Below are 14,110 nucleotides of genomic sequence, written 5' to 3'. Positions count from 1 at the left end.
AGCTCGGCAAGCTCGGCGTGCAGGGGCACATGGTGTGCTGCTCGGCATCGTCAACCGGATCGTGCCGGCCGTCATCGCGCCGGGGCTGATCCTGGTGACGCTGTGGGGGTACCGCACGTGGTGGCAGCGGCGAGCTGCCCGGGCCCGCATGTCATCCGGCCTGCGCGAACGGAGCCGGGCGTACGGGGTCGAGCGCGACCGGTTCGGCCAGGCGCTCACGCAGGGCGGCCCGATCGGGCTTGCCCGCCGGGGTCAACGGCAACGCCGCCACCACCAGCAGGCGCTCGGGGTGCTTGCGCCGCTCCAGGCCGCGCGAGGCCAGGTGGGCGCCGAGTTCGCCGAGTACGGGGGCCTTGGCCGTGCGGGGCACGATGCAGGCGGCCAGCCGCTCCCCCATGACCGGGTCGGGTACGCCCACGCACACCACGTCGCGGACCAGCGGATGGGACGCCAGCTCGCGCTCCACCTCGGCGGGGCTGATGTTGGCGCCGCCCCGGATGACGATGTCCTTGAGGCGGCCGACGATGTGCAGGGTGCCTTCCTCGTCGAGGAGGCCGAGGTCTCCGGTGCGGACCCAGCCGTCCGGCGTGCGGTAGCGGGCGTCGAGCTGCGGCGAGGCGACGTAGCACAGCGGAGTCATCGGGCCGCGCGAGATGATCTCCCCGATGGTGCCGTCGGGCAGCGGTGCGTGGGTGTCCGGATCGGCGATGCGGATCTCCGCGACGCGGGGGTCGGGGTGTCCTGCGACCACGCCGGTGCTGTCCGTGGGCGGCACCTGATGGGCCAGGCCCGTATGGCAGTTGACCCCGTCGGCGGATCCGTAGAGGTTGACCACGGGGCAGCCGAAGGCACGGGCGGCATCCTTGGCCGTGGTCTCGTCCAGCGGCGCACCACCCAGGACGAGGGCCGTGGGGGTGGGCAGAACACCGCCGTCGGCGTCGAGCCGGTCGAGCATCATGCGGATCATGGTCGGCACGCCCAGGACGTGGGTGGGCTCGTGCTCCCGTACGGCGGCCAGAGCGGCTTCGGGGGTGAAGTGCTCGAGCAGGACGAGGGTGCCGCCGTGCCGGGCAAGGGTCACCGCGGTGCCGTTGGAGCCGAAGGCGGAGGCGAGCGGAACGAGGAACAGGCAGCGCGGGGGCGTCCCGTCCGGCATGAGGGAGGCGAGGAAGTTGCCGCGCCCACCGGCGAGGGCGTTGTGGGAGTAGGCGATCATCTTCGGCTCCGCCTCGGAGCCGGAGGAGACGAGGATGCGGGCCGCGCTGTCGGGATCCGGCCGGGCCGGGGTGAACGCCGTGGCGTCCGAGCGCAGGAGCTGCGAGAAGGGGACCGAGCCTTCGGGGGCGGTTCCGGGACCGGCGGCGATCACGTGGCGCAACGCGGGCTGCGAGGGGGCCAGGGTGAGCAGGTCGGCGGCGTGGTGGGAGCCGCGGTGTTCGGTCGCGGCGATGACGGCGACGGCCTCGGCCCGGCGCAGCAGGCATTCGGCCTCCAGGACGCCGCGGCCGACGGGGAACGGGAGGGCGATCGCGCCGATGGCCGCGATGGCGAGGTCGGCGATGACGGCGCTCCGGTTGTCGGGGAGTTGTACGCCGACCACGTCGCCCGGGCCTATGCCCAGGTCACGCAGGCCGACGGCCAGACATCGCACATTGCGGTCCAGGGCGGTGTAACAGAGCTTGCCCTTGTCGTCGAGGACGGCGGTCGCGTGCAGGTTCGCGATCTGTCGTGCCCGGAAGAGGCTGTAGAGGTCGAGGTCGGGGCAGGTGCCGTCGACCACCCAGGAGCGGCGGAGCTCCGCGGGCAGCAAGTCGTGCAGGACGACGGTCATCTGAAGCTCCAAGGGTCGGGAACGGCAGGGGCACCGTGCGCGTCGCGGCTGATCGAGCCGGCGAAGCGCGGGTCGTGGTGGAGGTCGGCCAGGTCGGTGGTGGCGGCGGTGGCGGTCAGGCCCTGTCCGGCCAGCAGGGACAGGGCGTCCGGGGTGGAGAGTTCGCGCAGGTCGTGGGCGGCGGCTGCTGCCGCGCACGTGTCGGAGGGTGCGATCCAGCCGTCGGCGGTGGGCAGCGGGCGCCGGAATCCGGCGGGTCGCCTCGGGTTCTCGCCGCGGGCGGCGCGGCGCACGGCGGGTGCGGTCAGGGTGTCGGCCGCGCCGAGCAGGGAGGAATCGACGCGCACGCCGTGCCCGGTGCGCTCGCACAGCAGGAGGCCGGCCAGCACGGCCTCGGTTCCGGTGAGTCCGCCCAGGACGTCGAGCAGGGTCATCAACGACGGGGCGGGCGGTTCGCCTTCGGGGCGGACGGCCTCGCCCACGCCGGTGCGGGCCTGGACCATGAAGTCCGTACCCATGGGTGCGTCGGCCAGTCGGTCGGCCCAGCCGCTGGTGTACGCGTACACCAGGCCCGGGTTGACCGCGGCCAGGTCCTCGGCGTCGAGGCCGAGTTCGCCCGCCTTGCCCGGCGCCCAGTTGTGCAGGAAGACATCGGCTTCGGCGGCCATCTCCCGCAGGCGGCACCTGTCGGCTTCCGCCTTGATGTCGATCTCCACGGCCTTCTTGCCCCGGTTGAGGGCGAGCCAGCGGGCCGAGATGCCGGAGCAGGCCGGGGGCATGCCGCGCAGGGGGTCCCCGCCCGGCGGCTCGATCCGTATCACCTCGGCGCCGAGCAGGCCGAGCAGGTGCGCGGCGAGCGGGGCTTGGATCCGGCGGCCCGCCTCCAGCACGGCGAGCCCGGCCAGCGGCAGGCCGGAGGACGGAGCCGCTGCGCCGGGTTTGGCACCGGGCTCCAGCAGACGCAGGGACCAGGGTGCGGCTCCGTCGTGTTCGGCGGCCCGCTCGGCCAGCGTGCGCAGGACGCACACCTCCGCGCCGGAGAGCGCGGCGGCCTGCCGGATCCGTGGCATGGAGTGGGCACGTGTCACCGTGTGCAGGGCGGCGGGGAAGGGAGCGCAGGCGGTGGCGTACCGGAACTGGAAGGGGCGCCAGCCTGCCCGCATCGCGTCGGCGGGTGCTTCAAGGGCCTTCCAGAACGCGGCCCAGGCCCCGGGGTCGAGTGTCTCCAGCTCGAACAGGGTGCCCTCGGCGGAGGTGAAGGGCGGGCCGCCCGGCCTGAGTTCGGACGCTTCTCCCTCGTCGGCCCCGGCGGCGGCGAGGTACTGGGACACGGCGAGCAGTCCGGCCCGGTCCGCGCTGGTGGTGACCTGCTGCGGCCGGATGCCGCGGGCCGACCCGATCAGGGTCGCGAGGAGGCCCTGGACGGTGAGGACGGCGGTGGCGGTGGCCGTGTAGTCGACCGCCAGACCGCGCGGGCCGCCGTCCCGTCGGCCGTGGACGCCCATGACGCCGGTGGCGGCCTGCACGGTGGCCTCGTCGACGAGGCCGGCCTTCGGGCCGCCCCAGCCGGTGGTCGCGTGCACCGGCTCGAATCCCGCGCCGCTCATCATGACGTGCCCCGCCGGGTCGTCCTGCCCGGCGGCCTCGCCCGGTCCCGCAGCCTCGCCCTGTGCGCCGAGCAGCCGCAGGCGGTCCGCCACGACGCTCGTGATCTGCGGCGGCCCCGAGGTGTCGAAGCGCAGTGTGTCGAGCGGCCGGACCGTCTGCGTGGTTGCTGGTGACGCCATGCCTCTCCTCTCCTGGCGCGGCGGTGGCCGCGCCGGGACGTTTCCGAATCCTGGGAACCCGGGAGCACGCACGCCCGACCAGTTCCACGGACAGACAGTCGGACAACCGTTCCCATGAGTTCCCGGAAATCTGGAGAAAAGCAGTGATAGATCCAGGCGCAGCCGACACCGCGTACACCCCACACGACGCGCACGCGGCCCCGTTGCGTGAGCAGGTCGCCCGTTTCATCCAGGACGAAGTGATCCCGTGTGAGCCGGCGCTGGACGCGGGAGGGGCCGATGCGAGAGCCGCGATGGGCGAGCTGCGTGTCCGTGCCCTCAAGGAGGGACTGTGGGCACTGCCCCTTCCCGAGGAGCTGGGCGGTGGGGGCCTGGCCTTGGGGGCGTACGCCGCATTGGCCGAGGCCGAGGGCGCCAGCGATCACGGGCCCGCCGCGCTCGGCTCCGCTCCCCTCCTCGACGTCACGATGCTCGCGCGCCACGGCGGCGATCGCATCCGGGACGAGTACCTCGCGCGCCTGGTCGCCGGGGAGATCCGCACCTGCTACGCGATGACCGAGCCCGGTGTGCCCGGCACGGACCCGTTCCAGACAGCCACCCGGGCCGAACCGCGGGCGGACGGCGGCTGGTCGGTCACCGGCCGCAAGTGGTTCACCTCGGGAGCCGCGAACGCCGACCTGGTCACCGTGCTGGCCCGCACCTCGGGCTCCGCCGGGGACCGTGAGGGGCTGTCGCTCCTCCTGGTACCGACGAGCTCCCCCGGCTTCCGCGTCGTCCGTGAACTCCCGGTGTTCGGTGCGGCCGGGCAGTACGAGATCGAGCTCGACCGGGTCCCGGTGCCCGCTGACCATGTGGTCGGCGAGGCGGGCCAGGCGCTCGCCGTCGCCGGGGAGCGCCTGCAGCTGGGGCGGACGCTGCGCTGCCTGCGCTGGCTCGGCCAGGCCCAGCGGGCCTTCGACCTCATGTGCGAACGGGCCGCCACCCGGAGCGGATCCCGTGGACCGCTCGCCGACCACCAGCTGGTCCAGCAGCACGTCTTCGACGCCCTCCTCGCCCTGCGCACCACCCGTCCCCTGGTCCACGAGGCGGTGACGCTGATCGCAGCCGGACAGGGCGCCCACGTCGAGGTGGGACTCGCCAAGGTCGCCGCCGCGCGGATGCTCCAGCAGGTCGCGGACTCGGCGATCCAGGTCCACGGCGCCGCCGGACTCGGCCCTGACACTCCGCTGCCGGCGCTGTTCCGCAGCGGTCGCGCCGCCAGGATCCTCGACGGCCCGGACGAACTGCACATCACGTCCGTGGCCCGCCGCGTGCTGCGCGGCTACGCCGCACGGTCCCCTACACGCGGGTGATGTCCACGAGCCCGCCAGGAATCCCCCCTGGGACAGGAGCTGTTCGGCAGCCTCCGCGAGGCGGTCGGGCCCGTGCAAGTGCGCCGAAGCAGCCTCCGACTGGCCCAGTCGGTGGCGATCATTCGGACCGGACCGCCCGCTCACGGCGGTCTCGTACGGCCCAGACGAATGCGACGGCGCCCGCCACGGCGAACTCGGCCGCCACCAGCAGCCAGCCCGTCCCGTACCGGTCGTCCGACACCAGCAGCCCGAAGAGCGGCGGGCCCGCCGCGAACCCGGCGAAGAAGCCTGCCGCGGTCAGTGCCGAATCCTGGCCCGCCCGACCGGGTGCGGCCCGCTGCATCACGAGCACCATCGTGACGGCGTTGCCGGAGACGGCGAACACCCCCACCGCGACCGCGCCGAGCCACACCAGCGGCCCCACCGCTACCGCCGCCGCGAGGAGCACCGCCGCGCCGAGCGCCCCGCAGGCGAGCCACCCCGGGAGCCACTCGGCCCGGCCCGGACGCGCCGCCTTCGACCACCCGACCCGGCCCGCGATACCCGTCATGCCCAGCACGGCGACCAGGGCGGCGGCCGCGGTCGGCCCCAGCCCCAGTTGCCGTGCGCCGAACAGCGCGAGGTAGGTGTTCACGGAGGCTATGCCGCAGCCCAGGAACAGCGAGAACACCGCCAGCCATGCGACCGCCCCGCGCGGGACGAGTGAGGTACGGGAACCACCCGGTGCGACCGGTGGATCGGCGGGCAGGGCGCGCAACGCCCACAGCCCGGTCAACAGGGCCGCACCCGCCGCCGTCCAGACGGCGCCGCGCCACCCCAGCCCCGATGCGAGGGCCGCGAGCGGCAGTCCGGCCGCGAACGCCCCCAGTTGGACACCGGACTGCTTCATGCCGGTGACCGCGCCACGGCGGGCGGACGGTACCGCGGCGAGGATCGCCTTGTTCGTCGCCGGGTTGGCCAGTGCCTGCGGCACCCCACCCAGCGCGACCGCACCCAGCAGCAGACCGGTGTCAGGGGCCGCACCGATCAACGCGAGCGCCACGGCGGAGATCAGGAGCAGGGCCACCAGCGAGCGCCGCGGTCCCACCCGGTCCACGATCCGGCCGCCGGCCGGCGAGAGCAGGGCTGCCGTACCGAACCCGATCGTGGTCGTCAGCCCCAGAGTTACGGGAGACATGTCCAACTCGTCCACGAGGCGCGGCCCGAGTGCGCCGAGCAGGAACAACTGCAGCATAGAGAAGGCCATGGCAGCGGTCAGGAGCCCGGTGAGCTGTCGGCCCGCGCGGAATTTCGTCCCTTCCGGCGCAGCAGTCACTGCTTCCTCCGCTGGCACAACCGTCTCCTTCTCAGGCTCATCGCAACTGCCGGATGCGAAGTCAGTCGGTCGAGCCGCCCGGCCAGTTCCCGCGCCTCCTTGTGGCCCGCACCACACTCCCCGGGTTCGGAGCAGGATCCGGACGGGGACCACTCAGATGGTGCGCACCCCGGTGCACGGCTCACCATCAGGGTGCGAGGATGAGCCCGCCATGACGCCAGGCCACTGTTCCCGAGCCGTACGGGCTGCGATGTTCGCAGCCCTGTGCGTGCTGCTCGCGGCCACCGGTCACGTGCTCATGTCGGGAACGCCCGTCCCCGGGTGGGCCCTGGCGGCCGCGCTCGTCGGCACTTGCGCCCTCGCTTGGGCGCTGGCCGGCACCGAGCGCGGGTTGCTCGCCGTCACCGCGGTGGCGATCGCCGTCCAGGCCGCACTCCACGCGGGGTTCTCCCTGGTCCAGTCACTCGGCCAACCGCTCGCGTCCGGCCGGTCGTTCGCTCAGCAGTGGGCGCAGTACCTGACGTGCGGGGACACGGAAATGTCCCCGTCCCAGGCCGCGCGTCTGGTCGATGATGCCGGCCTCGGCGGCATGGCGCATCAACCCCCGCCCGGAACAACGGGCGTGGTGGACGCAGGCACTCACGCCCACCACGCGATGCACGGGATGTCGGACGCGGCGGCGGGCACCCCCGTGCCGGACGCTCACGCCATGGCCGGCATGTTGATGTCGCCGTCCGGAATGCTGGCGGCGCACCTGTTGGCCGCCGTGATCGCCGGACTCTGGCTCGCGTACGGCGAACAGGCCGCCTTCCAGCTGCTGCGCACCTTCGCGGCATGGCTGTGGACACCGCTGCGGCTGCTCCTCACCCCGTCGCGGGTACCGCACCAGCCACCGCTGCGTGCTCGCCGCGAGCGCGACGGCAGCCCGCTGCGGCAGCTCTGCCTCAGCGACGTCATCACCTCAAGGGGTCCGCCCGCGGGAACCGCTGTCATCTGACAGCCGGCTCCCCGAGCACGCGCAGGTGATCCCTGTCGCGCCTCGGGCATCGGCCATGCCCTCCGGCAGGCCGTACTCCTCACCGGCCCGCCGACTGCGACGCCGGACACCACACGCGTAAGGACCTTGTGGCGATGACCCCTGCCCCGAGCACCCGCCAGAATCCCGCCGAACCGAAAACGGTCTGGCACACCCCCGGTAGCGACGAAGCCGTGACCCGACTCGCGCTCGCCGCACGCGACGGCGACCCCGAGAAGGCCGACCGGTTCGTACGCGCCCTCCAGCGCGACGTCTGGCGGTACGTTGCGTTCCTCAGCGCCGACCCCCAGGCAGCCGACGACCTCACTCAGGACGTCTTCCTCCGCGCCATCCCCGCTCTCCGGCGCTTCGAGGGCCGTTCCTCCGCACGCACCTGGCTGTTGTCCATCGCCCGCCGCACCGTCGTGGACAGCATCCGCCACTCCGCCGCCCGCCCCAGGCTGTCGGACCGCGACGACTGGCAGACCGCCGCCGAACAGGCCCAGCCTTGCGGCGTCCCCGGATTCGAGGACGGCATCGCCCTCGCCGAGCTCTTGGCCGCCGTTCCCGCCGAGCGCCGGGAAGCCTTCGTCCTCACCCAGCTCCTGGGCCTGCCCTACAACGAGGCGGCCGAGGCCATCGGGTGCCCGATCGGCACGGTCCGCTCCCGCGTGGCCCGCGCCCGTACCTCGCTCATCGCGCTCCTGACGGATGCGGAGACACCGGCGGCCGGCCGGGAGTGCCCGACGGCGCAGCCCCACGGCCGAAGCCGGGCCGTCGTCCAGCGAGCCCGTACGGACATGGCACTGCTCGGCTGAACCGTGGGGTCATGAAGGCGGGAGGGGGTGACGCGCACACGCGCGGCGGGGCATCCCCTCCCGCACCACGTGTGGGGGGTTGACGGCGACCTGAGCCTGGTCAGCCGCTGCGCAGGATGGAGGCTCGGGTCTCGAGCGCCCGCTCATGACGGCGGACCGTGTCCGCCGGTACGCGGCCGGCCAGGATGCCCCGAGGCCCTGCCGATGGTCGCCGTCGACCGCGGGCTCCTGGAGCGGGCCGTCGCCGACATCGTCGAGAACGCCGCCAAGTACAGCCCCGACGGCCAACCCGTGCACGTCTCCGCCGGCGCGCTCGCCAGCCGCGTCGAACTGCGCGTCGTCGGCCGAGGGCCCGGCGTCCCGGACGAAGCCAAGAACCGCATCTTCGAACCCTTCCAGCGCCACGGCGACGCCCCGCGCGGCACCGGAGTCGGCCTCGGCCTCGTCGTAGGCCGCGGCTTCACCGAGGCCATCGGAGGCACCCTCACCGCCGAGGACACCCCGTGCGGCGGCCTCACCATGGTCATCACCCTCCCCATAGCGGGGAACGTCCCTCCGAAATCACCGAAGCTCCCGACGTCTGCGGTCACCTGACGACGAGCCAACCGGCAGGGACACTTGGGCCCGACGACCGCCGGCCACCGCGCGGCCGTGCGATCGTCGCCGTATCAGTGCAGCGGGCCCGCGATTGCCACAAGCGCGGCGACGTGGCGCCGGTAGACGGCCAGCCCCTCCTCGGTCAGACACAGCCAGGTCCGCGGCCGACGTCCGACCTGCCCCTTCTCGACCGTCACCCAGCCGGCTTCCTCCAGGCGCGAGACCTGTTTCGACAAGGCAGAGTCGGTGATCTCCACCAGATCCCGCACGTAGGCGAACTCGGCCTTCTCCACACCGGCGAGAGCCGCGACGATCGACAGACGCACGGCCGAGGCCAGCAAGGGTGCGAGCCCGTGCCGCGGGTGAGGTCCTTGCCCTGCGCCCACCGCTGTCGGCGTCATACGGCACGCCTCTCCCGCCAGGCTGCTGCAGCTGCCGGCATCGCACACGCGAGAGCAGCCGCGGTCGCGAAGGCGACGCTGTCCAGGAAGACGGCGTACCCGAGCACCAGGGTCAGGACGTAGGCAACCGCCCAGGCTCCGATCACCCTGAGGTGCCTGCCTCCGTAGCCGCGCGGGACTACGGGTTGCCGCGTGGCGAACAGGGACAGCCCCATGACCACAAGGGCGTTCGCCAGCGTGCTGACGAGCGTCCCCGTCCTCCCGTGCCACAGCAGCACCGCGGGAACGAGGACGAGCTGCCACACGGCGAAGAGCCAGAGGTACCCGGCATACCAGCCGCTGCTCCCCCGCACGGTCCCCTCGATCCGCGCGATCCCCTTCAACGATGCGGCTGCATCGGCCTGTTCATGCATGGCAAACCCCTCCCGTCATCGCCGGGCACCCTGCACATGCCAGCCCGACATCTACTTGCCACATTAGCAACTACTTGCCGAACGGGAGCAGTCGGCGCGGCTCCCGAGCAGCACCCGTGCCCCGAACAGGAGCTGATGACGGAAACACGCGAGCCGTCCGGCCCGGTATCCCCACACCGGAGAGCCGGACGGCTCATGTGTTGTGCGACGGGTGACCGGCACGCGGTCGCCTCGGCCCGTACCCCCACGGTGGGACCATGCGCCCCTCGGGCGGTGTTCAGGTCTCCGCCCGCCAGCCGCGTGCCGCCGGTCCGTCGTCCGGCTCCGTCGCCCCACCAGTCTGCGCCAGGCAGACAGCTCCGGCAGTGCTCCTTGACGAGTTCCTTCCGCATGGAAGTCGATCTTTGATGCGGCTCTGACGAAAGGTCATCAGAAAGCCGTCAAGAAGGCCGTCAAGAAGCCCTCGAGCGCTTGCCTCCGCGTCCCCGATGCGCACGCGTCCTCCGCGTACCTGCCATCAGCCCCCTGAAGGGCGCTGACCGAGGCCGCGTACGCATCCTCACCTTCACCGCATGGACCGAGCCCACGCACCAGCCGATCGCTGGGGCGCCGGGCACGTCAGCCGTGCCCGCGTTTCCACGGATCCGCCATGCCTTCATCTCTCTCCGGACGTACCGCCCTCATCACCGGAGCGGCCTGACCATGGTCGTGTCCCTGCCCGTCGCCGCCGGTGAGGCCGCAGGGCGGCTATGACCCGCCCGCGCCCGCCCCCGCCCCGTGGAGCCCGCCTGCGGGAACCCCATCAAGGTGGCGTAGCCATCACATCAGCGGTGCGTCAGGGTCCGGCTCCAAGGCCTCCACCAGCCCTAACGTCGCTGTCATGGGACGACGTTTCACTCTGGCCGCGACCGGAACACAGGGCACCGAGGCGGCGCCTCCTGGACCCTTCGCACAGGACATCCACTGGGCCGGTGAGAGGCGTTCGGCGATCGGTGTCGCGTTCCTCCTGCTCACGGCACTATTCGCCATGGACGCGGGCTTCGGACAGCTCGACGTGGCCCGCGGCGCCCTCTGGACGGGTCTGGCCGGCCTTCTCTTCGTGATCTTGCACCCGCCTCGGGTCTCCGTACGCCCCGGTCTGCTGATCACCCGTGGGCTGCTGGTGACGAGCACCGTCCGAACCGACTCCCTCGTCTCGGTCCGGTGGTCCGACGGGGTGGCCCAGCGGATGGTCCTCCGCGACACGGAGGGAAGCCAGGTCGAGATCGACCCGACCGTCATGATCCGCAACCCGGCGATGTGGCACCGCCTCGACACCGACACCCGCACATCAATCCGGCGCGGCATTCTGCTGCACGGCACGACCCCCCTGCGACAACTGGCACAGCGCATCGACCGCGAAACGGCCCACACGGTGTTCAAAGCCTCCGGCCTGCAGTAACCCGCTCGCGGCCTCACACCCAGTCTCCAGGTCAGCCGCCGATGGTCACGGCGAGGGCGGCACAGACGAGCATGCCCACGGTGCAGCCGTCGGCCATCCACGCCCGGGTGAAGCGCCGGACCGTACGGGAGTTCCCCCTCAGGTCCCGCCGTTCCGCAAGCCCGGCCTTGATCTGCGCGACGGCCCTGTCGGTGGATCCGACGAACTGGTCGATGATCGATCCGGCGAACCCGAAGGCCGCGATCTCCACGGCCTGCGTCGTCGTGATGACCAGGTTCCCACCGCTGTCAGCCTCGACCCTGGCCACATACCGATACGGCACGTCATGGGTGAACACCGGATTCACCACGGACAGCACCTTCAGGCCGAGCACGACGTGCGACCCCGTGATCCGCCGGATGAACGCGATCCCGCCGAGACATACGGCCATGACTGTGAGCGCGTCCGAGTCCGGTCCGCTGCCGGCCATACTCACCCAGGCGCCGAGGACGAACCCTCCGAGCAACACGGTGAAGATCAGGGAGAGGGCGATGAAGGACTTCCGGCGCAGCACCGTCCTGCGTGCTCTTTCCACTGGTCCCATGTCACCGGGTACGCGGCGGACGCTGCGCTCGTGTGCTCAGGACCAAGGCGATGAGGAGACCCACGACGCCCGGCATGGTGACGACGGACCGGTAGGCGGAGTCGACCGCCAGGAGGCCGACCAGCTCGACGCCGAGCGCGGCGGCGATGAGCAGCTGGGCCCAACCGAACAAGCGCGGGCGGACGATGTGCCGGCGCTGCCACGGGAGCAACCAGCCACGGCTGAGCGTCGCAACACCGGACACGGCGAGCAACAACGCCACCACACCGATCGGTACCGCGAGATACAGGCCAAATCCCATGACAGCTCTCCGCCTTTCCGTGGGTGTGATGATGCCAGGGCAGATCACGCGGAGGGTGGGCAGCCCCCCCATGGCCACGCTCACCGCGGAGACGAACGTCGGCTCCTGCTCCCGGTCTGGGGCGGGCAGTGCATCCAATCCTTGGCTGGCCCGCGAAGGCACCCGTCCGTCGCAAGCGACGTCCCTGACGCGCTCAAGGACAGCTTCCCAACTGCTCTGTCACGGGAGTCCCGGATCGCATCACTCGGCCTCCAGGTCGTGTTGCGGACAGTACTCGCGATCGCGATCGCGGCCGCAGGAGCCTGCTGTTGGACGGGCGGTGGAAGTCGATGCACGGTCTCGAACCCGGTCCGAGGGGCACGCTCAGTACTTCGTGACCTGGGAGCGGAAAGCGTCCGTGGTCAGGATCTTCTCGGCGACAGGAAGAGTGATGGTGAACTTCTCTCCGAAGCTGTCGTACGTGGTGGTGCTGGTGCGGCCGTCGCGCTGCGATTCCAGCAGGAGCAGCCGTTGCTGGTTCTTGTCGATGAGGTACACGTCTTCGGACTTTCCTGCGGTGACCTCTACTGCTTGCGCCTCCCTGCCGTCGACGGCCCGGTCCTTGCCCTGGGTTCGGCGCCCCGTCTCCGCGATCTTGTAGTACATGTCGCAGCCCTGCTCCGCCTTCGTCGTCACATAAGAGGACCTGAGCTCTGCCGGGACGGTGACCTGCTGGCCGCGCTGTCGCAGGGCACCGGCGAACAGATCGGCGCTGGTGTACGAGGTTCCGTCCTTGCAGTAGATGTCGCCCGGCATACCCCCCCGTGACCTCCACATGGAGGCCTTGGGCAGGGTCCGACCACATCTCCTGCTTCGCACCGGCGAAGGCCGTGGTGTTCCCCGACGAATGGAAGGACTCGTTCAGCATCCGGGTGTTCGCAGCCTTGATGAGCGACACTGCCTCTGCGTCCGGCGCCTTCCCGGCGCCGTCGCCGCATCCGGCCACAGTGGCGGTGAGTACGGCTGAGAGCGCAATGGACCGGGCGACGCCGATCTTCGTGAACATGGGTGGACAGTCTCCATCTGGTCGGTCTGGTCGGTCTGGTCGGCGCCATCCGGTGAGGTCATGCGGAGGACGCACAGATGTCGGGCTCCGGAATACCCGCCCTGGCCGATGCGGCCCCGGCAACCACGACGGGGCCTTCCCGACTTCTCAATGGGCCTCTACAGGCTTGGCGCAGCCGAATCTGGCCTCGGCCGCTTTGGTGAAGGCGGTCTCAGACCCCAGCCTCCCCATCAGAACCGCGACCTGCTTGTCCCACGTGTCGGCGACCTTCTTCAGGCCCGGGGCGGTTTCCCAGCCCTCGAAGCCCTTGACCGCGATGTTCGTCGACTCGTCCGCCTGCTCCGTGGCCGTCTTCGTGTTCGGCTGCAGCTCGGTCTCGATCGTGTTCGCCGCCGCAATCTTCTCCGCCGGCGTGGACGCGAAACCCCCCGACGCTCCGGGGGCCAAAGGCCCAGCCGGTACCCCGTTCAACCGCATGTACGCAGGCCGCTCCGCCAAGCCCGCGGATCGTCCGCGCCACTCCCGTTCGAAGTCCCCCGACATGTCGCCTCCTTCGACCTCTCTTGATCCAAACACGGCAACTACGCACGGACCAAGGGGTATTGCGTCAAGGAGACGTATGGGTTGACGGGACAAGGGCTTGTCACCTGGGAACACTCAAGCGTTCTCCATAGGATCTGGCCTGTGAACGATGACGACGAACCGGTCTTCAAACGAAGCAAGTGGGGCACGAACCGCTACTACTACAACCCTCGCAATCCCCTCGGGCTCACACTGATCGTCGTCAGCCTGCTCTTCGCCGGAACGGCGTTGATCCTCATGGCCAACCGCGCCGGCCCCTTCAGGCCACCACCCGATCCGGCGCCGTGGAGCCCGCCACCGTTCAACTACTCCTGGCCGCCGCACTCGAGCCCGCCTGCGCCCGCTCCGACACCGGGCACGACAAGCACGCCGGAACAGTGACGCCAACGGCTCGTCGCCCGCCGCAGGGTGTGCAGGTCCGAGCGGGGTGGCGGGCAGAGCTCAGGGCCGTGGAGTCGGGCATGTAGTGCATGCCCTCGCGCGCCGGAGCCCGGCCGCGACGCCTGGGCGCACGCCGGGCCGGCCGTGCAGCAGCAGGACGAACCGCTCCCGGGCATTGCGGCAGGCGGGGAACAGCTCCACGATCTCCCGGTCGGTGGCCCGCTCGCCCTTCTTGCACGGGACTTGGA

Annotated in this window: 14 protein-coding genes and 1 pseudogene; 6 read left to right on the top strand and 9 right to left on the bottom strand. The window is 71.4% G+C overall.

Features of this window, described 5'->3' with window-relative positions; translation table 11 throughout:
* Window positions 1-151 precede the first annotated feature (151 nt).
* Both ACFYXK_RS19960 and ACFYXK_RS19955 read right to left on the bottom strand, forming a co-directional pair.
* Window positions 152-1,831, bottom strand: a complete 1,680-nt coding sequence (locus ACFYXK_RS19960) for a class I adenylate-forming enzyme family protein (RefSeq protein WP_389412311.1) — start codon at window positions 1,829-1,831, stop codon at window positions 152-154.
* Window positions 1,828-3,618 (bottom strand): CoA transferase, encoded by a 1,791-nt coding sequence (locus tag ACFYXK_RS19955; protein ID WP_389412310.1) that lies wholly within the window; start codon window positions 3,616-3,618, stop codon window positions 1,828-1,830. Before ACFYXK_RS19955 ends, ACFYXK_RS19960 begins: the two co-directional genes overlap by 4 nt.
* Before the next feature lie 143 nt (window positions 3,619-3,761).
* Here ACFYXK_RS19955 and ACFYXK_RS19950 point away from each other — a divergent pair, with 143 nt between their 5' ends.
* Window positions 3,762-4,970 carry an acyl-CoA dehydrogenase family protein gene (locus ACFYXK_RS19950; RefSeq protein WP_389412309.1) on the top strand — a complete coding sequence of 403 codons (1,209 nt, stop codon included), beginning with the start codon at window positions 3,762-3,764 and terminating at the stop codon, window positions 4,968-4,970.
* 118 nt (window positions 4,971-5,088) lie between these two features.
* On the opposite strand, the gene ACFYXK_RS19945 is transcribed toward ACFYXK_RS19950, so the two are convergent.
* Window positions 5,089-6,204: an MFS transporter gene (locus ACFYXK_RS19945; protein ID WP_389412308.1), complete on the bottom strand. Its 1,116-nt coding sequence runs from the start codon at window positions 6,202-6,204 to the stop codon at window positions 5,089-5,091.
* Window positions 6,205-6,496: 292 nt separating this feature from the next.
* On the opposite strand from ACFYXK_RS19945, the gene ACFYXK_RS19940 reads away from it, so the two are divergent.
* From ACFYXK_RS19940 to ACFYXK_RS19930, 3 genes and pseudogenes are all read left to right on the top strand, one after another.
* Window positions 6,497-7,282: a hypothetical protein gene (locus ACFYXK_RS19940; RefSeq protein ID WP_389412307.1), complete on the top strand. Its 786-nt coding sequence runs from the start codon at window positions 6,497-6,499 to the stop codon at window positions 7,280-7,282.
* 134 nt (window positions 7,283-7,416) lie between these two features.
* Window positions 7,417-8,118 (top strand): sigma-70 family RNA polymerase sigma factor, encoded by a 702-nt coding sequence (locus ACFYXK_RS19935; protein ID WP_389412306.1) that lies wholly within the window; start codon window positions 7,417-7,419, stop codon window positions 8,116-8,118.
* Between the two features lie 189 nt (window positions 8,119-8,307).
* Window positions 8,308-8,712, top strand: a pseudogene (locus ACFYXK_RS19930) (sensor histidine kinase); the annotation flags it as partial.
* Window positions 8,713-8,786: 74 nt separating this feature from the next.
* Here the strand turns inward: ACFYXK_RS19930 and ACFYXK_RS19925 are convergent.
* Together ACFYXK_RS19925 and ACFYXK_RS19920 are read right to left on the bottom strand one after the other, a co-directional pair.
* Window positions 8,787-9,041, bottom strand: a complete 255-nt coding sequence (locus tag ACFYXK_RS19925; protein WP_389412305.1) for a winged helix-turn-helix domain-containing protein — start codon at window positions 9,039-9,041, stop codon at window positions 8,787-8,789.
* 71 nt (window positions 9,042-9,112) lie between these two features.
* Window positions 9,113-9,529, bottom strand: a complete 417-nt coding sequence (locus ACFYXK_RS19920; protein ID WP_389412304.1) for a hypothetical protein — start codon at window positions 9,527-9,529, stop codon at window positions 9,113-9,115.
* Between the two features lie 880 nt (window positions 9,530-10,409).
* Here ACFYXK_RS19920 and ACFYXK_RS19915 point away from each other — a divergent pair.
* Window positions 10,410-10,970, top strand: a complete 561-nt coding sequence (locus ACFYXK_RS19915; protein WP_389412303.1) for a hypothetical protein — start codon at window positions 10,410-10,412, stop codon at window positions 10,968-10,970.
* A gap of 31 nt (window positions 10,971-11,001) precedes the next feature.
* Here ACFYXK_RS19915 and ACFYXK_RS19910 read toward each other — a convergent pair whose 3' ends face one another.
* The 4 genes from ACFYXK_RS19910 to ACFYXK_RS19895 form a co-directional block, all read right to left on the bottom strand.
* A complete protein-coding gene (locus ACFYXK_RS19910; RefSeq protein ID WP_389412302.1) occupies window positions 11,002-11,544 on the bottom strand; it encodes a hypothetical protein in 543 nt (180 codons plus the stop codon).
* A gap of 10 nt (window positions 11,545-11,554) precedes the next feature.
* Window positions 11,555-11,854 carry a hypothetical protein gene (locus ACFYXK_RS19905; protein ID WP_389412301.1) on the bottom strand — a complete coding sequence of 100 codons (300 nt, stop codon included), beginning with the start codon at window positions 11,852-11,854 and terminating at the stop codon, window positions 11,555-11,557.
* A gap of 363 nt (window positions 11,855-12,217) precedes the next feature.
* A complete protein-coding gene (locus tag ACFYXK_RS19900) occupies window positions 12,218-12,649 on the bottom strand; it encodes a hypothetical protein (protein ID WP_389412300.1) in 432 nt (143 codons plus the stop codon).
* Between the two features lie 397 nt (window positions 12,650-13,046).
* Window positions 13,047-13,442, bottom strand: a complete 396-nt coding sequence (locus ACFYXK_RS19895; protein WP_389412299.1) for a hypothetical protein — start codon at window positions 13,440-13,442, stop codon at window positions 13,047-13,049.
* A gap of 141 nt (window positions 13,443-13,583) precedes the next feature.
* Between ACFYXK_RS19895 and ACFYXK_RS19890 the strand changes: the two genes are divergently transcribed.
* A complete protein-coding gene (locus ACFYXK_RS19890; protein ID WP_389412298.1) occupies window positions 13,584-13,862 on the top strand; it encodes a hypothetical protein in 279 nt (92 codons plus the stop codon).
* Window positions 13,863-14,110: the final 248 nt, after the last annotated feature.

The sequence above is a fragment of the Streptomyces sp. NPDC002209 genome (assembly GCF_042890265.1).
In the GTDB taxonomy this organism is placed as follows: domain Bacteria; phylum Actinomycetota; class Actinomycetes; order Streptomycetales; family Streptomycetaceae; genus Streptomyces.
This window is presented reverse-complemented; position numbering and strand designations above follow the sequence as displayed.